Origin of the sequence: Streptomyces sp. Je 1-4 4N24, assembly GCF_026239515.1 — a bacterium.
Taxonomy (GTDB): domain Bacteria; phylum Actinomycetota; class Actinomycetes; order Streptomycetales; family Streptomycetaceae; genus Streptomyces; species Streptomyces nigrescens.
Genome location: NZ_CP110836.1, coordinates 4,547,005 through 4,566,292, shown reverse-complemented (window position 1 = coordinate 4,566,292; position 19,288 = coordinate 4,547,005). Strand labels below are relative to the sequence as shown.

Below are 19,288 nucleotides of genomic sequence, written 5' to 3'. Positions count from 1 at the left end.
CATTGCCGTAGTGCAACACGGCGACGTAAGGAGCACGACATGGAACTGGCGTTGGCGCCAGAGACTCTGGCGCGATGGCAATTCGGCATCACGACCGTCTACCACTTCCTGTTCGTCCCCCTGACGATCTCCCTTGCCGCTCTGGTGGCCGGACTGGAGACCGCATGGGTACGCACGGGTAAGGAGAGGTACCTCAAGGCCACCAAGTTCTGGGGCAAGCTGTTTCTGATCAATATCGCGATGGGTGTCGTCACCGGCATCGTCCAGGAGTTCCAGTTCGGGATGAACTGGTCCGACTACTCGCGGTTCGTCGGTGACGTCTTCGGTGCTCCGCTGGCCTTCGAGGCGCTCATCGCGTTCTTCTTCGAGTCCACCTTCATCGGTCTGTGGATCTTCGGCTGGGACAAGCTCCCGAAGAAGATCCACTGCTTCTGCATGTGGATGGTCTCGATCGGCACGATTCTCTCGGCGTACTTCATCCTGGCGGCGAACTCCTGGATGCAGCACCCGGTCGGCTACAAGTACAACGCCGCGAACGGCCGTGCCGAGCTGACCGACTTCTGGAAGGTGCTGACCCAGGACACCACCCTGGTCGTCGTCTTCCACACCCTGACCGCGGCCTTCCTGACCGGCGCCGCGTTCATGGTCGGCATAGCCGCCTTCCATCTGATGCGCAAGAAGCACATCAAGGTCATGCGGACCTCGCTGCGGCTCGGGCTGATCACGCTGGTGATCTCCGGCGTCCTCACCGCGGTGAGCGGTGACGAGCTCGGCAAGGTGATGTTCAAGCAGCAGCCGATGAAGATGGCCGCCGCCGAGGCGCTCTGGGAGACGGAGAAGCCGGCGCCGTTCTCGGTCTTCGCCTACGGGGATGTCGACGAGGGCCACAACAAGGTCGCCATCGAGGTGCCCGGTCTGCTCTCCTTCCTCGCCCACAACGACTTCACCTCACCGGTCCCCGGCATCAACGACGTCAACCGGGCCGAGCAGCAGAAGTTCGGGCCCGGTGACTACCGGCCCAACATCCCGGTCGCCTACTGGGGCTTCCGCTGGATGATCGGCTTCGGGATGTCGTCGTTCGCCATCGGGCTCGCCGGGCTGTGGCTCACCCGTAAGAAGTTCTGGCTGGCGCCGGGGCTGCGCACGGGCGACGAGGAACCACCCCGGCTCGCGCTCACCAAGAACAAGGAGCTCGGTGCCCGCCTGAGCAAGTGGTACTGGTCGCTCGCCTTCGTCACTCTCGGCTTCCCGCTCCTCGCGAGCTCCTGGGGCTGGATCTTCACCGAGATGGGCCGCCAGCCCTGGGCCGTCTACGGCGTGCTGCGCACCTCGGACGCGGTGTCCCCGGGCGTCTCGCAGGGCGAGGTCCTCACCTCGATGATCGTCTTCACCACGATCTACGCGATCCTCGCCGTGGTCGAGGTCAAGCTGCTGGTGAAGTACGTCAAGGCCGGCCCCCCGGAGCTCACCGACTCCGACCTCAACCCGCCCACCAAGATCGGCGGCGACAGCACGGACGCCGACCGGCCGATGGCCTTCTCGTACTAGGAGGCGACTGTGCAACTCCACGACGTCTGGTTCGTTCTTATCGCCGTTCTCTGGACCGGGTACTTCTTCCTCGAAGGATTCGACTTCGGCATCGGCGTCCTCACCAAGCTCCTCGCCCGTGACCGGCAGGAGAAGCGGGTACTGATCAACACCATCGGGCCGGTCTGGGACGGCAACGAGGTCTGGCTGATCAGTGCGGCCGCTGCGACCTTCGCGGCCTTCCCCGAGTGGTACGCCACCCTCTTCTCCGGCTTCTATCTGCCGCTGCTACTGATCCTCATCTGTCTGATCCTTCGCGGTGTCGCCTTCGAGTACCGGGTCAAGCGGACCGGGGAGCGCTGGCAGCGGAACTGGGAAAACACCATCTTCTGGACCTCGCTGCTGCCCGCGGTGCTGTGGGGTGTGGTGTTCGGCAACCTCGTGCACGGGGTCAAGATCGATGCCCACAAGGAATATGTGGGGAGCGTGCTCGATCTGCTGAACCCGTACGCGATCCTGGGCGGCCTGGTCACGCTGACCCTGTTCACCTTCCACGGCGCGGTGTTCGCCTCGCTCAAGACGGTGGGCGACATCCGGGAGCGGGCGCGCAGGATGGCGGCCGTCCTCGGACCGATCGCCGCGGTGTCGGCGGTCGGCTTCCTCGGCTGGACCCAGGCCGACCAGGGTGACGGCAGCAGCCTGGTCGCCATGATCGTGGCGGTGGTCGCACTGGTCGCGGCGCTCGGGGCCAACCGGCTCGGGCGCGAGGGCTGGGCGTTCGCCTTCTCCGGCCTCACCATCGTGGCCGCGGTCGTGATGCTGTTCCTGACGCTCTTCCCGAACGTCATGCCGTCGACGCTGAACGAGAGCTGGAACCTCACTGTCAGCAACGCCTCGTCCAGCCCCTACACCCTGAAGATCATGACGTGGGGTGCCGCTTTCGCCACACCGCTCGTGATGCTCTACCAAGGGTGGACGTACTGGGTGTTCCGTAAGCGCATCGGCACCCAACACCTGGCCGAGGCCCACTAGTTGAGCTGCCGCCCCTCGGGGCGGCCTCAGCAGGATGGATGTTTCACGTGAAACCCGTCGACCCGCGTCTGCTCCGTTACGCCCACGCCACCCGCGGCTTCCTGATCGCGGTGGTGGTGCTCGGGCTTGCCGGAGCGGGCCTGGTGGTCGGCCAGGCCATGCTGATCGCGGAGGTCGTGGTCGGTGCGTTCCAGCACGACCTCGCGGTCAGCGCCCTGATCACCCCCCTGATGCTGCTCGCCGCGGTCTCCGTGGGGCGCGGCCTGGTCTCCTGGCTCACCGAGCTCGCCGCCCATCGCGCCGGTGCGGCGGTCAAGTCCGAGCTGCGGATGCGGCTGATCGAGCGGGCGGCGCGGCTCGGGCCCGGCGCGGTGATCGGCCGTACGGGCGGCGGTGCGCAGGTCCCGGATGCGTACGGCGCGGAGGCGGCCGGTGCGGGCGCCGCTGCCGGCACCCTGGAGATGCGCACCGGCGAACTCACCGCCCTCGCCACCCGGGGCATCGACGCACTGGACGACTACTTCGCCCGCTATCTGCCGCAGTTGGGGCTGGCGGTCGTCGTTCCCCTCGCGGTGCTGGCCCGGATCGTCACCGGCGACTGGGTCTCGGCGCTCACGATCGTGCTCACCCTTCCGCTGATCCCGCTGTTCATGATCCTGATCGGCTGGGCCACCCAGTCGCGGATGGACCGTCAATGGCGGCTGCTCGCCCGGCTGTCGGGCCACTTCCTCGATGTCGTCGAGGGCCTGCCCACCCTCAAGGTTTTCGGCCGGGCCCAGGCCCAGGCCGCCTCCATCCGGGCCATCACCGGTGAATACCGCCGGGCGACGCTGCGCACGCTGCGGATCGCCTTTCTCTCCTCCTTCGCGCTCGAACTCCTCGCCACCATCTCCGTCGCACTGGTCGCGGTCGGCATCGGTATGCGGCTGGTGCACGGTGAACTCGACCTCTACACCGGGCTGATGGTGCTGGTGCTGGCCCCCGAGGCGTATCTGCCGCTGCGGCAGGTCGGTGCGCAGTACCACGCCGCGGCCGAGGGGCTCTCGGCCGCGGAGGAGATCTTCGCGGTGCTGGAGACGCCGCTGCGGACGCCCGGCACTGCACCCGCGCCGCGGGGCACCGCGCTGGCCGTCGAGGAACTGGTGGTCCGCCACCCCGGGCGGAGCGCCGACTCGCTCCCCGCGACCTCGTTCGAGGTCCGGCCCGGCGAGACCGTCGCGCTGGTCGGGCCCTCCGGCACCGGCAAGACCACCCTGCTGAGCGTGCTGCTCGGCTTCACCGAACCGGCCGAGGGCCGGGCCCTGGTCGACGGCCACGACATTGCGTCCCTCTCCCCCGAGAGCTGGCGGCAGCGGATCGCCTGGGTGCCGCAGCACCCGCATCTGTTCGCCGGCACCATCGCCGAGAACGTACGGCTGGCGCGGCCGGACGCCGATGACGCCGCGGTGCGCACCGCCCTGGGGGACGCGGGCGCGCTGGACTTCGTCGACGCGCTCCCGGACGGTGCGGCGACCCGGCTCGGCGAGTCCGGCGCCGGGCTCTCCGCAGGCCAGCGCCAGCGCCTCGCGCTCGCCCGCGCCTTCCTCGCCGACCGCCCGATCCTGCTCCTGGACGAGCCCACCGCGAATCTGGACGGCGCCACCGAGGAGGCGATCGTCGCCGCGGTCCGCCGGCTCGCGGCCGGCCGTACGGTCCTGCTCGTCGTCCACCGTCCGGCGCTGCTGGCGGTGGCGGACCGGGTGGTGCGGCTCCCGGACCCGGCGGCCGGGGACGTGCTGACCGGAGCGCCGAGCGCGGTGCGGGGCGCCGCTGCGGACGCGTCGTTGGCGGTGCGCCCGGAGACGGCCGGGGACTCGGCTGCCGGGGAGGGAGGCTCCGCCGGGGCCGCGGCCGTGGACCTCGCGTCCGATGCCGCTCTCGATACGTCCCGTGACTCCGCCCGTGGTGCCGCGCTCACCCGGCTGCGGCGGCTGGCCCGTGCCCATCGGGCGCAGTTCGCATGGGCGCTGCTGCTCGGGAGCCTTGCGCTGGGCAGCGCGGTGGGCCTGATGGCGACCTCCGGCTGGCTGATCTCGCGCGCGTCGCAGCAGCCACCGGTGCTGTATCTGATGGTGGCGGTGACCGCGACCAGGGCGTTCGGCATCGGGCGGGCGGTGTTCCGGTACGCCGAGCGGCTGGTCGCCCATGACGCGGTGTTCCGGATGCTCGCCGAGGTACGCGTCGCCGTTTTCCGGCGGCTGGAGCGACTGGCGCCGGCCGGGCTCAGGGAGCGCAGCCGTGGCGATCTGCTGTCGCGGCTGGTGGCCGATGTCGATGCGGTGCAGGACTACTTTCTGCGCTGGCTGCTGCCCGTCGGTGCGGCGGTGCTGGTCGGTGCCGGCGCGGTCGGCTTCACCGGCTGGCTGCTGCCGGAGGCCGGTGCGATCCTCGCCGCCGGGCTGCTGCTCACAGGGGTGGGCGTACCGGTGCTCTCCGGTGCGCTGGCCCGCCGTACGGAACGCCGGCTGGCACCGGCCCGCGGCCGCCTCGCCACCCGGGTCGTCGAGATGCTCACCGGTACCGCCGAGTTGACGGTGGCCGGCGCTCTGGGGGCCCGTACGGAATCGGTGCGGTGCGCGGACCGGGAGCTGACCCGGATCGCCTCCCGCTCGGCCGCCGTGACCGGGGCCGGCGCCGGGCTGTCGGCGCTGCTGTGCGGGCTGACGGTCGCGGCGTCGGCGGTGGCCGGCGTCCAGGCCGTGCAGACGGGCCGTTTGACGGGGGTGGCGCTGGCCGTCGTCGTGCTGACTCCGCTGGCCGCGTTCGAGGCGGTGACGGGGCTGCCGCTCGCCGTCCAGTACCGCCGGCGCACCCGGCACGCCGCCGAGCGGGTCTTCGAGGTGCTGGACGCTCCGGCGCCGGTGCACGAGCCGGCCGCCCCGGCCACCGCTCCCGGGACGCCGTTCCCGCTGGCCGTACGGGAGCTGACCGCGCGCCACCCGGGACAGGACCGGCCGGCGCTGGACGGCGTCGGCTTCACCCTGACGGCCGGGCACCGGCTCGCCGTCGTCGGTGCGTCCGGCTCCGGGAAGACCACGCTGGCGCAGGTGCTGCTGCGCTTCCTGGACGAGGAGTCGGGCACCTACACGCTGGGCGGCACGGAGGCCCGGGAGATGGCCGGTGACGCGGTGCGGCGGCTGGTGGGGCTGTGTGCGCAGGACGCGCACCTCTTCGACAGCTCGCTGCGGGAGAACCTCAGGCTCGCCCGTCCGGACGGGCGGGGTGCCGCGGGCGACGCCGACCAGGACCTGTGGGACGCGCTCGGGCGGGCGCGGCTCGCGGACTGGGTGCGGGGGCTGCCCGCCGGCCTGGACACCATGGTCGGGGAGCGCGGCGCCCGGCTGTCCGGTGGCCAGCGGCAGCGACTGGCTCTGGCCCGTGCGCTGCTCGCGGACTTCCCGGTGCTCGTCCTGGACGAGCCCGCCGAGCACCTCGACCTGGCCACCGCCGATGCGCTGACCGCCGATCTGCTGACCGCGACGGAGGGCCGTACGACGGTGCTGATCACCCACCGGCTCACCGGTCTCGATGCGGTCGATGAGGTGCTGGTCCTGGACCGCGGGCGGGCAGTGCAGCGCGGGACGTACGCGGAGCTGGCCGCGGCCGACGGCCCGTTCCGGCGGATGCTGGAGCGCGAGCGGGCGGTGGACGCGGCGTACGGCGAGGCCCAGCCGGTGGCGTAGCGCAGGGGCCGGTGGCGTAGGGCGGGAGCCGACCGGTGGGATGTGGCGGTACGGCCGGTGGCCTGTGGCGGCCCCGGCCGGTGGCGTGCAGCCGTCCGGCCGGTCGCCGCCCTCGCAAACCTGGACTTTCCCCGGAAAACTGCCCTTATTAGGCTCATGGCATGGCAGCCACGGCAGGACCACCCCCCTCAGACCCCAGGGACCTCGGGAGCGGTGGCCAGGACGCGGTCCCCGACCCCATGGACGCCGCCACCGAGGCGACCCGCAGTCTGCGGGGTCTGTCGTCCGAGCTGACCGCCCGGGTGCCGCAGCTGCTGGAAGCGATGCGCACGGTCGGTGCGGGGCTTGATCTGCATGTCACCCTCGACCGGATCGTGGAGACCGCCGCCGAGCTCGCCGACGCCCGCTATGCGGCGATCGGGATCATCGACGAGGCCCGCGAGGGGCTGTCGGACTTCGTGACGTACGGCGTGACCGCGCAACAGCACGAGCGGATCGGCGCGCTGCCCGACGGCCACAAGGGACTGCTCGGTGCGCTCATCCACGATCCCAAGCCGCTGCGCCTCGACGACCTCACGAAGGACGCCCGCTCGGCCGGCTTTCCGCCGGGGCACCCGCCGATGCGGACGTTCCTCGGGGTGCCGATCCGCGTCCAGGGCGACATCTTCGGCAACCTCTATCTGACGGAGAAGCGCGACGGCGGGGTGTTCAGCGAGGAGGACCTGCACATGGTGCGGGTGCTGGCCACCGAGGCCGGTATCGCGATCGGCAACGCCCGGCTGCATGCGGCGACCCGGCAGCGGGAGCGGTGGATCGACGGATCCGTCGCGGTGACCACCGAACTCCTCGCCGGCAGCGATGTCGACGATGCGCTCGCGGTGGTCGCCGAGCAGGCCCGGAAGCTGGCGGACTCGGCGGCCGGCATCGTGCTGCTGCCCGATGAGGAGGGCGGTCTGGAGATCGTCGCGGTGTCGGCGGACGAGCCCGCCGGGATCATGGGGACGCAGATTCCGACCGACAGCCCGGTGGTCGAACAACTCCTTGCCGGGGAGCCGGTGTTCGTGGACGATTCGGCCACCGACCCGCGCATGGTCACCGATATCGCGCAGCGCTTCGGCCCCAGCATGATGCTGCCGCTCAAGAGTGGCGGCCGGGTGCTGGGCACCCTCGCGACACCGCGGGCCCGAGGTGCCCGCCCGTTCACCGGTGCCGAACGGACGCTGGCCACCCAGTTCGCGGCGCAGGCCGCGCTGGCGCTGGTGCTGGCCGACGCGCAGCGCGACCGTGAGCGGCTCGCCGTCTATGAGGACCGCGACCGGATCGCCCGTGACCTGCACGATCTCGTCATCCAACGGCTGTTTGCGACGGGCATGATGCTGGAAAGCGCACAGCGCAGGACCGTCGTGCCGGAGGTGGCCCAGGGCGTCGGCAAGGCCGTCGACGAGCTGGACGTGACCATCCAGGAGATCCGGACCGCGATCTTCGCCCTCCAACAGGGCCCGGCCGAGGCGCCGTCCGGGCTGCGGACCCGGGTCCTGCGCGAGATCGGCACCGCCGCCGTACCGCTCGGCTTCCAGCCGTCGGCCAGTTTCGTCGGCCCGGTCGACTCCCGGGTCGGCGAGCTGACCGGAAAGAACCTGATCGCCGCGTTGCGTGAGGCGCTGTCGAACGCCTTCCGGCACGCCCAGGCCTCCCGGATCGAGGTCGTCGTCGATGCCACGGTCCGGCTCCCGGACGGCACCGACGGCGTCCGTCTGACCGTCGCCGACGACGGCATCGGCATCCCGGACGGCGGCCGCCGCAGCGGCCTCAGGAACCTCGCCAACCGGGCGGAGGCGCTGGGCGGCTCCAGCTCGTACGGCCCGGGGCTCGGCGAGGGCGGCACGGGCACGATGGTGCAGTGGGAGGCACCTCTGTGAGACGGCACGGGGGGCCGGGCCGACGGCCTTGTGGGCCGGACGGGACGTGGCGGCGCCCTAGAGGTGGCCGTCCTGCAGGATCCGCTCGATGACGGCCGCGACACCGTCGTCGTTGTTGGACGCGGTACGGCGCGTCGTGGCGGCCAGCACATCCGGATGCGCGTTGGCCATGGCGTACGAGGTGCCGGCCCAGGACAGCATCGCTATGTCGTTCGGCATGTCCCCGAAGGCGACGACCTCGTCCGGCGCGATACCGCGCTCCGCACAGCAGCGGGCGAGGGTGCCGGCCTTGCTCACGCCGGGCCCGCTGATCTCCAGGAGGGCAGTGGGGCTGGACCGGGTGAAGGTCGCCAGACCGCCGGCGGCCGTACGGGCCAGGGTGAGGAAGGCGTCGGGGTCCAGCTCGGGGTGGTGCGCGAGCAGCTTGATCACGGGCTGGTCGGGGAAGGCGGGGCGGTCGGTGCCGCCGGCCGGGCCGTCCGCCTCGGTCTCCTCCGGTCCCAGCGGCGGGACGAAGTCGTCGGCGAGCAGCTTCTCCGCCGGTGCGACGACCGCTGCCGGGTCGAGGAGAAGGGGCGGGTACTGCGGTTCGTAGTGGATGCCGCCGGTGCGCTCGACCGCGAACGAGGTACCGGGCGCGGCGCTGCGCAGCGCGTCCACGACCTGGCGCGCGGCGGTCCGCTCCAGGGGGCTGACCTCGACGATCCGGCCGCCGCGGTGCAGATCGACGACGGCCGCGCCGTTGGCGCAGATCGCCAGGCCGTGACCGTGCACATGGTCGCTGACCACGCCCATCCAGCGGGCCGGGCGTCCGGTGACGAAGAACACCGCGAGGCCGGCCCGTTCCGCGGCGGCGAGCGCGGCGATCGTGCGGTCGGAGACCGTCTTGTCGTCGTGCAGCAGCGTGCCGTCGAGATCGGTGGCGATCAGCCGGGGGGCAACGGCCGTTTCGGGCACCCGGGACGGTGGGGCGGAGGCATCAGTCACGGGGCCATCTTCCCGTACCGCCGTGCACAGGCGTGCGGTGGGTTGCGCGCATGAGCCCGCGCGCCGCCGGGTCGAAGGCCTATGGGCAGGCGGACGCAGCCGTCCACAGCGCCGAGGAGAATCGTCCGGCCCTCGGACGGCCGTACGCTCGGAGTATGCGACTGAGCACCCTGATACTCCCCGTCCGCCGCTGGTCCGAAGGCGGGCGGGAGGTGTGGCAGCGCGCCGAGGAGCTGGGCTTCCACGCCGCGTACACCTATGACCACCTCTCGTGGCGGAGCTTCCGTGACCGGACCTGGTTCGGCGCCCTGCCGACGCTGACCGCGGCCGCGTCCGTGACCTCCCGGATGCGGCTGGGCACCCTCGTCACCTCGCCGAACTTCCGGCACCCGGTCACCCTCGCCAAGGAACTGATCTCGCTCGACGACATCAGCGACGGCCGGATCACCCTGGGCGTCGGCGCCGGCGGCAATGGCTTCGACGCCACCGCGCTCGGCCAGGAGCCCTGGGCGCCGCGGGAACGGGCCGACCACTTCGACGAGTTCGTCGCGCTGCTGGACCGGCTGCTGAGCCAGGACGTCGTCTCCCACGAGGGGGCGCACTACTCCGCGCACGAGGTGCGCAACATTCCCGGATGTGTGCAGCGGCCGCGGCTGCCGTTCGCGGTGGCGGCCACCGGCCCGCGCGGGCTGAAGCTGGCCGCCCGTTATGGGCAGGCCTGGGTGACGACCGGCGATCCCAAGGTGTCGAACGGGGGCGGCACCCCGGCCGAGTCGCGTGCGGCGATCCGCGGGCAGCTCGAACGTCTGGGGAAGGCCTGCGCCGACCAGGGCCGCGACGTCGCCGACCTGCAGAAGATCATGCTGGCCGGCTTCACCCCGGACCGTCCGCTGGACTCCGTGAACGCCTTTGTCGACTTCGCCGGCCGCCACGCCGAGCTGGGCATCGATGAACTGGTCCTCCACTGGCCGATCGCCGATTCGCTCTTCGAGGCCGATGTCGCGGTCTTCGAGCGGATCGCCACGGAGGGGGCGGCGCAGCTGGCCGCCCGGTAGACGGGCCCCGGCCCCGCGCTCCACAGGGGCCGGGGCCCGTCTACCGGCGCTCCCCGTCCCGCGCGCCCGACGCGCCGGGCCGTCTTCTGGCCTGGGCTTTACCCCGCATATAGCCCGGAAGAGGGAGAATCGGGACAGCGGCGCAGTGCGCGGCACGCGGCGCGCGGTGCGAAGACGGCGCGCGAGCGGGCCGGCGCACTGCGCGGAGTGCGGCGTGTGTGGAGGAGCCATGGCACAGACCCGATTCGCCCCGGACCGCGGGCTGACCTCACGCATGGTCACGACGATGTTCTTCATCGGACTGCTGTACGTCGTGGTCGTCGGCGTGCTGGTGGTGCTGCTCAAGGGCGCCTGGGTGGTGGTACTGCTGATCGCCGGTGCCCTGTTCGTCGCGCAGTTCTGGTTCAGCGACCGGATCGCGGCATTCAGCATGGGCGCGCGCGAGGTCACCCCGGAGCAGGCGCCCGAACTGCACGGTGCCGTTGACCGGCTGTGTGCGCTGGCCGATATGCCCAAGCCACGGGTCGCGATTGCCGAGTCGGATGTGCCGAACGCGTTCGCCACCGGCCGCAGTCAGAAGAACTCGCTGGTGTGCGCCACCACGGGGCTGCTCCGGCGGCTGGAGCCGGCGGAGCTGGAGGGGGTGCTGGCCCACGAGCTCTCGCATGTCGCGCACCGCGATGTCGCCGTGATGACCATCGCCTCGTTCCTCGGCGTACTGGCCGGGATCATCACCCGGGCCGCCCTGTGGAGCGGTATCGGCCGCAGCAACCGGGACCAGAACACGGCCATCGCCGTGCTCATCGTCACCGCCGTCAGCGCGGTCGTCTACGCGCTCAGTTTTCTGCTGACCCGGCTGCTGTCCCGTTACCGCGAGCTGTCCGCCGACCGGGCCGCCGCCCTGCTGACCGGCCGGCCGTCGGCACTGGCCGCCGCGCTGACCAAGGTCACCGGTCAGATCGCGCGGATCCCGACCGAAGACCTGCGCAAGGCCCAGCCGTTCAACGCCTTCTACTTCGCCCCCGCGTTCAACAAGGAGAGCTTCAGCAGGCTGCTGTCCTCGCACCCGACGCTGGAGCAGCGGCTGGACCAGCTGGGCCGGATCGCGGCGGAGCTGGGACGGGCGTGAGGCACGGTGCGCGCGGGGCGCGGCCTTTGACCGGCCGGTCGTGACGATCAAGGAGCAGGCAGCACATGGGTTTTCTGGACGCCATCCTCGGCCGCAGCAAGCCGGTCCGCCCCGACCTCGACCAGCTCTTCGCGCTGCCGTCCGCCGCGGTGACCCTGCAGGCCGCGGCCGGATTCGAACCCACCGGCCTGGGGTCGGTGTGCTTCGCGAGCGTCGAGGGCGGCGCGTTCGCACGTATCCAGGAGGAGGCACGGTCCCTGCTGGACGGCTCCGTGGAGTTCACCCAGGACGCCTACGGCTATACCTGGCTGCTCGTACGGCATCCGCCGGAGGACGTGGCGGGCCTGGTCAACGACCTGCATGCGGTCAACACGTCCCTGGAGGAGGCGGGCTTCGGTCCGCAGCTGCTGTGTTCGCTGGTCGGCTTCCGCGATGACCAGCAGCGGTCGCTGGCGCTGGTCTACCTCTACAAGCGGGGCACGTTCTACCCCTTCGCGCCGGCGCGGGACGGTGGCGAGAAGCGCGACAACCCGCTGGAGCTCCAGGTGCGGGCGATGCTCGGGGACGATCTGACGATCGAGAAGGACCTGGCGCGGTGGTTCCCGGTGTGGGGTGCGCCGGGGCTCTGAGCCGGCCCCTGCCCTACGGGCGTGGTGGTTTCAGCCCGGGAAACGCAGGAACTGGGCCGGTACGCGGCTGGTGAGCCAGACCCCGTTGGCGCTGACCCGGAAGACGTGGCCGGCGCGGTGCATGGCGCCCGCGTCGACGGTCAGGACGACGGGCTTGCCGCGTCGCGCGCCCACCCGGGTCGCGGTCTCGCGGTCGGGGGAGAGATGGACGGCATGCCGCGACATCGGCCGCAGTCCCTCGTCCCGGATGGCGGCCACACTGCGGGCCACCGTGCCGTGGAAAAGATGGGCGGGGGGCACGGCCGGCGGCAGATCGAGGTCGACCGGTACCGAATGGCCCTGGTTGGCGCGGATCCGGTCGCCGTCGATGGCGTAACGCTGCTTGTCGTTGCCGGCGACCACTGCCGCCAACTCGGCCCGGGTGAAAGGGAACCCGTGCCGCGCGGCCGCTGCCATGAGCTCGGCGACGGGCACCCAGCCCTGGGCGTCGAGGGTGATCCCGATCCGCTCCGGTTCATGGCGCAGATGCTTCGCCAGATACTTCGAGATGCGTACGGAGCGCTGGTCGTTCATGTCTCCAGAGTGCCGCGCGGGGCGTGCGGCGGCATCTGAATTCCCGGCCGGGAGTACTGCGGGACCCCCAGCGCCCCCGGCGCGTCACTCCCCCTCGCCCGCGCGGTCTTCCGTGTGCGACGCAGTGTCGATGCCGATGCCGATGCCGATGCCGATGCCGCCGCCGCTGCTGCCCGCCACCAGGGCGTCCATCGTGCGGGCCTGCACCTCCCGGTGTGCGGCGGCGGCGATAAAGGCGGCCGTGTTCTCCGCGCCGACCAGAGCCCGCACGGCCTGTACGGCCTCGGCGGGGAGCAGCACGGTCTCCGGGACGGCCGCCGGGTCGGCCGAGGTACGGGGGTCCGCGACTGACCCGGGGGCGGACGGCGGGGCGGTCTCGGTAGGGGAGTCCGCGACGGGCCCAGGGGCGGGCGGCGGGACAGGCGGCAGTCCGGGGGCTGCCCGAGGCGCGGGGACGCTCCCGGCCCCGGCCTCTCCTACGGAGCTGCTCCCGGCCTCGGCGTCCGCCGGCCTTCCACCGGGTCTCCGCGCCTCTGCCGGAAGGGCCTCGCTGAGGTGATGGCGCAGATACTGGGTGGCCAGGGTGCGCATGGCGCGGGCGAGTTCGGCGTCGATGGTCTGCTGGGCGAGGGGGCGCAGCCGGCGTACGAGGGAGGCGGCCTCCGCGGTCTCGGCCTCGGTGGGCGGGTGGTCCAGGAACTGCTGGAAGACATGCTCGGTGGTGAAGTCCAGGAAGCGGGCGGCGATGTGCTCGACCTGGCCGCGTACCTCCCGCAGATGACCGGAGATCGCCGTCAGCGGGACACCGGCGGAGTGCAGTTCGGCGGCGACGGCGAGTTCCTGCGGGCTGGGGACGAGGTACTCGTCGTCCCGGCCCGGGATGCGTTCCAGGACGCCCAGTTCGACGGCTTCGGCGAGCGCTGTCTCATCGGGGCTGCCCCCGAAGGCGGCGTCGAGGTCCGTGCGGCTGATGCGGGACGCCTCCTCGTCGGTCCACGGCCCGTCGATCTCGGCGACCAGGCCCAGCACCCCGCCGAGGTCACGGCCCGCGTCCCAGGCCTCGAGGAGTTCCTTGATGCTGGCGAGGGTGTAGCCGCGGTCGAGCAGATCGGCGATCTGGCGCAGCCGGGCCAGATGGGCGGCGCCGTAGACATTGGCCCGGCCACGGCGTTCCGGGCGGGGAAGGAGTCCACGGTCCTGATAGGCGCGGATCGTGCGGACCGTGGCGCCGCTGAGGTGAGCCAGATCCTCGATGCGGTACTCGGCCGTGCGGTACTCGGCCCTTGGCGGCTGCTCGGTCACTGTGGTGCTCCTTACGAGATGGCCGCGCGCTACGAGACGGCCGCGTGGCCCACCGCACCCGCCGCGGCCCGTGCGGCCGGGGAGGACGCCGGGCAGGCGACGGCCGTGCGCAGCGACCCTTCCTGCGAGGGATGGTACGACCGCCCTCGATAGCGAGGGTCCGCCGCACCCAGCTGCCCCCCCCCGAGCGCTCCGGCCCGGCCGCATCCCGGAGGTCCCAACCCCGCTGTGCCCCAAACCTCTTCGCCCACCCCGAGGCACCCCATGAGGCGGCGGATGCTCTGGGTGGCGGATGCTCGGGGCGGCGAAGGCCAAGGGGGCGGCGGGGACCGCCCGGACGGGCCCCTGCACGCGGCGGCGCGTCGGCCCGCGCCCCCGCGTCCCGACCTCCTCCTAAAGTCGCGGCTCGAAGCGGGCGAGGGCGCGTAGGACGCGTGGGGCGAAGCGGGAGAGGAGATGGGCGCCGCGTGCTTCGGGGGTGACCGGTACCACCGCCTGGTTGCGGACCACGGCCCGCAGAATGGCGTCGGCGACCTTCTCCGGCGGGTAGTTGCGCAGCCCGTACATCCGCGCGGCCTTGGTCTGGCGGCGCTTCTCCTCGTCGGCCGAGACGCCGGTGAAGCGGGCGGTGGAGGTGATGCCGGTGTTGATGATCCCGGGGCAGATCGCCGAGACGCCGATGCCCTGCCCCGCCAGCTCGGCGCGCAGACACTCGCTGAGCATCAGGACCGCCGCCTTGGAGGTGCTGTACGCGGGCAGCGTCTTCGACGGCAGGAAGGCCGCGGCCGAGGCGGTGTTGACGATATGGCCGCCCTGTCCGCGCTCCGCCATGCGTTTGCCGAAGATCCGGCAGCCGTGGATGACGCCCCACAGATTGACGTCCAGGACCTTCTTCCAGTCCTCGGTGCCGGTCTTAAGAAAGGAGCCGGACAGGCCTATCCCGGCGTTGTTCACCAGCACGTCGACGGTGCCGTACTCCGTATGGACCTTGTCGGCGAGCTTCTCCATCGCCGTCTCGTCCGAGACATCGACGACCTCCGCCCAGGCCTGTGGTGCACCGATCAGCCGCGACATATCGGCGGTCCGTGCCGCGCCCTCGGCGTCCCGGTCGACGGCGATGATCCGGGCGCCGGCTTCCGCGAAGGCGAATGCCGTCGCCCGGCCGATGCCGCCGGCCGCGCCGGTCACCAACACCAGCTGCCCGCCGAACCGGTCGGCGTAGGTGCCGGATGCCACGACCTGCCGCGCCGGATCCCCCTCCTCCTTGGCGGTGATGAACTCGCCGATCCAGGAGACGAGCTGGTCGGGGCGGGTGCGTGGCACCCAGTGCTTGGCCGGGAGGGTGCGGCGTACCAGCTGGGGCGCCCACTGCTCCAGGTCGTCGTACAGCCGCGGCGAGAGAAAGGCGTCGCCGGTGGGCGTGATGAGCTGGACCGGGCAGTGCGCATACGCGTCGGCGCGCGGGCGGCGGAGCCGGGGGCGCACATTGTCGCGGTAGAGCCAGGCTCCATGGGCCGCGTCGGTCGGCAGCGAAGCGGTCGGGTAGTCACCGCCAGGCACCTTCTCCACCCGCTGCAGGATCTTCGGCCAGCGCTTGCCGAGCGGTCCCTTCCACGCCAGCTCGGGGAGCACGGGGGTGTGCAGCATGTAGACGTACCAGGACTTGGCGCTCTGGTTGAGGAGTTGGGCGGCGCGTCGGGGGGTGGGGCGCACCGTCCGCTTCTTGATCCAGTGGCCGAAGTGGTCGAGCGACGGGCCCGACATGGAGGTGAAGGAGGCGATCCGGCCCTCCGTACGCCGCACCGTGGCGAACTCCCAGCCCTGCACGGAGCCCCAGTCATGGCCGACCAGATGGACCGGGCGATCCGGGCTGACGGCGTCGGCGACGGCCAGGAAGTCGTCCGTCAGCTTCTCCAGGGTGAAGCCGCCCCGCAGCGGCCGCGGGGCGGTGGACCGGCCGCAGCCCCGGACGTCGTAGAGCACCACATGGAACCGGCCGGCCAGACCACGGGCGACCTCGGACCAGACCTCCTTGCTGTCCGGATAGCCGTGCACCAGCAGCACCGTGGGCTGCGCCGGGTCGCCCAGCTCGGCGACGCACAGCTCGATGCCACCGGTCCGCACCCAGCGCTCCCGCGCCCCGGCGAGCCCCGCACCGGTACCGGACACGGCCCCGGCCTCAGCCGCAGCCTCGCCCCCGGCCCCGGACCGCTGCCCCCGCCCCGAGCCCCGCCCGCTTCCGCTTCCCCGTCCGCTTCCCCGCTCGCTTCCCGGTTCCCGTCCGCTTCCCGACTCACGTCCCGTGTTCATGCGGCCTTCTCCTCCTGCCGGCGCCGCACATGCGGCAGATCGTCGTCCAGCCAAAAGGCGCTTTCCTGTGGGTCCTTGGAGTCCGTGACGACCAGGATCTCCTCGAACTTCGCGCCCGTTCCCCGGAATCCGAGGTGGGGTTCGACCGCCCACAGTCCCGGCTGCGGCGGGTGGTCGGAGAAGCGGTACGGGCTCCACAGCGGGGACCAGCCGTCACGGTGGCCGTGCAGTGCGTCGGAGGCCAGGCCCCTGAGGGACTGGGTGCCGAACCCGAAGAGAGTGGGGGACCAGCGGCGCTGCCGGACCCGGTCGACCTTGTGCGCGATGACGCCGAAGGGGTAGGCGCGGTGGCGGTTGGCATAGCCCTGCCGCACCATCAGCCGGTCGACGTTCTCGTAGATCTCCCGCAGCGGGCGCCGTTCGCGCACCTCGCGCAGGATCAGCTCCCGGTGCGCTTCGAGGTCGGCGAGCAGCCGGTCGTGCACGGGGTTGAGCCCCAGGCAGCCGGAGTAGCCGATGTCGGCGGTGTAGCCGTTGTGGATGGGGGCCATGTCGAGGATGAAGGCCATCCCCGGCTCCAGCTCACGATGGGTGGGGAAGAACTGCAGCGGCACGCGGAAGTCGGCGAAGGCGGTGCGGTCGCCGAACCAGGCGAACGGCAGGTGGAACCAGTCCCGCACTCCGTGCTCGCGCAGCCACTCGCGCTGCATCCGCGCCGCAGCGCGCTCGGTCACCCCGGGCCTGAGCTGGGCGGCCACCGCTTCCGCGCAGGCGTAGGCGAGGCGTTGGACCTCTCTGAACCCCCTTAGCCCGGCAAGGAGTTCTCCGGCTCCTGGTGAGGTCGCTGAGGTGACTGAGGCCATCGCCAACCGTCCGTCCGTCCGTGAGCAGTGCATCGCGGTACGTGCCCGTAACTTGACACTGATGAATGTGACAATGACCGGCGGCTGCGTCAAGAGGTCCGCAATTCCGCACGAGAGATCCGCGTCCATGCACCGGCATCCCTTACGCCGGGGCAGCTCACAGCAGGAGACCCCTACGGGCACGTAATACCGGAGGGGGAGGGACATCCCATCGTCTGGGTTGACGACCGGTGTGGCGGGCACCACTACCGTCGATGACGTGACTGTGATCGTGACCGAAAGCCTGAGCAAGCGGTTCCCGCGGGTGACCGCCTTGGACCGGCTCTCCGTTGACATCGCCCCCGGCGTAACGGGCCTGGTGGGTGCCAATGGTGCCGGAAAGTCCACCCTGATCAAGATCCTTCTCGGGCTGGCCCCGGCGACCGAAGGGACCGCGCATGTCCTCGGCCTGGACGTGACCAAGGACGGCGGCACCATCCGTGAGCGGGTCGGCTACATGCCCGAGCACGACTGCCTGCCGCCGGACGTCTCCGCCACCGAGTTCGTCGTGCACATGGCCCGGATGTCCGGGCTGCCGCCGACCGCCGCCCGCGAGCGCACCGCGGACACCCTGCGCCATGTCGGCCTCTACGAGGAGCGCTACCGCCCCATCGGCGGCTACTCGACGGGTATGAAACAGCGGGTGAAGCTGGCCCAGGCGCTGGTCCACGACCCGCAGCTGGTGTTCCTCGACGAGCCCACCAACGGCCTCGACCCGGCCGGGCGGGACGAGATGCTCGGCCTGATCCGGCGGGTCCACAGCGACTTCGGGATCTCCGTCCTGGTGACCTCCCACCTCCTTGGTGAGCTGGAGCGCACCTGTGACCATGTCGTCGTCATCGACGGCGGCAAACTGCTGCGGTCCTCCTCCACCGATGAGTTCACGCAGGTCACGGCCTCGCTGGCGGTCGAGGTCACGGACACCGACGCCCATCCGGACGGCACCGAGGCACTGCGTGCGGCGCTGGCCGCGGCCGGGGCAGCGGTGACCACCCGCGCGGCCGGTTCCGAGGGTCTCGCCGCCTCCGGCCGCCTGCTGTATGTCGAGGCGGCCGGTGAGGAGACGTACGACCTGGTGCGGGACACCGTCGCCGGACTCGGGCTCGGCCTGGTCCGGATGGAACAGCGCCGCCATCAGATCGCCGAGGTCTTCCGCGACGCGGATGCGGCGCAGTCCGCCCCCGTCACCGCAGGCGCCCCGAGCGCCCCGTACGCCACCCAGGACGGAGGCGCCCACGATGTCGCCTGAGCCCATGACGTCCGCGCATCCGACGTCCCCCGACGCCGCGCCGGGCGGCGCCTATATCCACAACATCGGCTACCGCCACTACGACGGCCCCCGCCTGGGCCGCGCCTACGCCCGCCGGTCACTCTTCTCGCAGAGCCTGCGCGGCGCCTTCGGTCTGGGCCGTTCGGCCAAGAGCAAGGTGCTGCCGATGCTGCTCTTCGTCACGATGTGCCTGCCCGCCACGATCATGGTGGCGGTGGCGGTGGTCACCAAGGCCAGTGCCCTCCCGGTCGGCTACTCCCGCTACGCCGTCTACCTCCAGGTCGTCATCGGCCTGTATCTGGCCGCGCAGGCCCCGCAGTCGGTCTCCCGCGATCTGCGGTTCAAGTCCGTACCGCTGTATTTCTCCCGGCCCATCGAGCGGGTCGACTACGTGGCCTCGAAGTTCGCGGCCATGGCCGCTGCCCTGTTCATCCTCACCGGCGCGCCGCTGCTGATCCTCTACGTCGGGGCGCTGCTGGCGAAGCTGGACTTCCTCGACCAGACCAAGGGCCTGGGGCAGGGACTGGTCGCCGTGGTGCTGCTCTCGCTGCTGTTCGCCGGGATAGGGCTGGTCGTCTCCGCGGTCACCCCGCGCCGCGGCTTCGGTGTCGCCGCCGTGATCGCCGTCCTCACCATTCCGTACGGCGCGGTGAGCGCGGTCCAGGCCATCGCCTTCGTCCAGGGCAATGAGTCCGCCGTCGGCTGGCTGGGGCTGTTCTCCCCCATCACGCTGATCGACGGGGTGCAGTCGACGTTCCTCGGCGGCACCAGCTCCTTCCCCAACGGCCTGGCTCCGACCACCGGCGCCGGATTCGTCTATCTCCTCGTGACGCTGGCCGTCATCGTCGGCTGCTACGGCCTTCTGATGCGCCGCTACCGAAAGGCCGGCCTGTGACCTCCCACCCGTCACCCACCACCGCCCTTCCCAGGG

At 71.5% G+C, this 19,288-nt stretch carries 14 protein-coding genes and 1 pseudogene; 9 read left to right on the top strand and 6 right to left on the bottom strand.

All coding sequences use genetic code 11. The annotated features are described in order from the left end of the window. Positions 1-39: 39 nt before the first annotated feature. The 4 genes from SLV14N_RS19775 to SLV14N_RS19760 all read left to right on the top strand — a co-directional run bounded on the left by SLV14N_RS19775 (position 40) and on the right by SLV14N_RS19760 (position 8,200). Positions 40-1,548 (top strand): cytochrome ubiquinol oxidase subunit I, encoded by a 1,509-nt coding sequence (locus SLV14N_RS19775; protein WP_263270451.1) that lies wholly within the window; start codon positions 40-42, stop codon positions 1,546-1,548. Positions 1,549-1,557: 9 nt separating this feature from the next. Beyond that, the gene (gene cydB, locus SLV14N_RS19770; protein ID WP_208682325.1) at positions 1,558-2,559 is read left to right on the top strand and encodes a cytochrome d ubiquinol oxidase subunit II; all 1,002 of its coding nucleotides are present in this window, start codon (positions 1,558-1,560) and stop codon (positions 2,557-2,559) included. Between the two features lie 38 nt (positions 2,560-2,597). Beyond that, positions 2,598-6,281 (top strand): thiol reductant ABC exporter subunit CydD, encoded by a 3,684-nt coding sequence (gene cydD / locus SLV14N_RS19765; protein WP_263270450.1) that lies wholly within the window; start codon positions 2,598-2,600, stop codon positions 6,279-6,281. A gap of 239 nt (positions 6,282-6,520) precedes the next feature. Then, on the top strand, positions 6,521-8,200 hold the full coding sequence (locus SLV14N_RS19760) for a GAF domain-containing sensor histidine kinase (protein WP_208687989.1): 1,680 nt from the start codon (positions 6,521-6,523) through the stop codon (positions 8,198-8,200). 57 nt (positions 8,201-8,257) lie between these two features. Here SLV14N_RS19760 and SLV14N_RS19755 read toward each other — a convergent pair whose 3' ends face one another. Next, entirely contained in the window at positions 8,258-9,187 is a 930-nt protein-coding gene (locus SLV14N_RS19755; protein WP_208682314.1) for an HAD hydrolase family protein, read from the bottom strand. Between the two features lie 155 nt (positions 9,188-9,342). Between SLV14N_RS19755 and SLV14N_RS19750 the strand changes: the two genes are divergently transcribed. The 3 genes from SLV14N_RS19750 (at position 9,343) to SLV14N_RS19740 (ending at position 12,000) form a co-directional block, all read left to right on the top strand. Beyond that, complete coding sequence (locus SLV14N_RS19750) at positions 9,343-10,242, top strand: LLM class flavin-dependent oxidoreductase (protein ID WP_263270447.1); 900 nt, start codon at positions 9,343-9,345, stop codon at positions 10,240-10,242. 229 nt (positions 10,243-10,471) lie between these two features. Next, positions 10,472-11,371 (top strand): zinc metalloprotease HtpX, encoded by a 900-nt coding sequence (htpX, locus tag SLV14N_RS19745; protein ID WP_263270445.1) that lies wholly within the window; start codon positions 10,472-10,474, stop codon positions 11,369-11,371. 65 nt (positions 11,372-11,436) lie between these two features. Beyond that, entirely contained in the window at positions 11,437-12,000 is a 564-nt protein-coding gene (locus SLV14N_RS19740) for a hypothetical protein (protein WP_263270443.1), read from the top strand. A gap of 30 nt (positions 12,001-12,030) precedes the next feature. On the opposite strand, the gene SLV14N_RS19735 is transcribed toward SLV14N_RS19740, so the two are convergent. From SLV14N_RS19735 to SLV14N_RS19715, 5 genes and pseudogenes are all read right to left on the bottom strand, one after another. Beyond that, positions 12,031-12,573: an RNA 2'-phosphotransferase gene (locus SLV14N_RS19735; protein WP_208682305.1), complete on the bottom strand. Its 543-nt coding sequence runs from the start codon at positions 12,571-12,573 to the stop codon at positions 12,031-12,033. A gap of 84 nt (positions 12,574-12,657) precedes the next feature. Continuing rightward, the gene (locus SLV14N_RS19730; RefSeq protein WP_263270440.1) at positions 12,658-13,875 is read right to left on the bottom strand and encodes a MerR family transcriptional regulator; all 1,218 of its coding nucleotides are present in this window, start codon (positions 13,873-13,875) and stop codon (positions 12,658-12,660) included. A 29-nt stretch (positions 13,876-13,904) separates the two neighbouring features. Continuing rightward, positions 13,905-14,051: pseudogene (locus SLV14N_RS19725) on the bottom strand (metal-dependent hydrolase); the annotation flags it as partial. A 217-nt stretch (positions 14,052-14,268) separates the two neighbouring features. Then, positions 14,269-16,044 (bottom strand): SDR family oxidoreductase, encoded by a 1,776-nt coding sequence (locus tag SLV14N_RS19720; RefSeq protein WP_263270439.1) that lies wholly within the window; start codon positions 16,042-16,044, stop codon positions 14,269-14,271. 137 nt (positions 16,045-16,181) lie between these two features. Beyond that, positions 16,182-17,048 carry a M24 family metallopeptidase gene (locus tag SLV14N_RS19715; RefSeq protein ID WP_208682300.1) on the bottom strand — a complete coding sequence of 289 codons (867 nt, stop codon included), beginning with the start codon at positions 17,046-17,048 and terminating at the stop codon, positions 16,182-16,184. A 232-nt stretch (positions 17,049-17,280) separates the two neighbouring features. Here SLV14N_RS19715 and SLV14N_RS19710 point away from each other — a divergent pair, with 232 nt between their 5' ends. Then, positions 17,281-18,336, top strand: coding sequence for an ABC transporter ATP-binding protein (locus SLV14N_RS19710; protein WP_263270438.1), 1,056 nt, complete (start codon positions 17,281-17,283; stop codon positions 18,334-18,336). A 4-nt stretch (positions 18,337-18,340) separates the two neighbouring features. Continuing rightward, positions 18,341-19,252 carry an ABC transporter permease gene (locus SLV14N_RS19705; RefSeq protein ID WP_263270436.1) on the top strand — a complete coding sequence of 304 codons (912 nt, stop codon included), beginning with the start codon at positions 18,341-18,343 and terminating at the stop codon, positions 19,250-19,252. Positions 19,253-19,288: the final 36 nt, after the last annotated feature.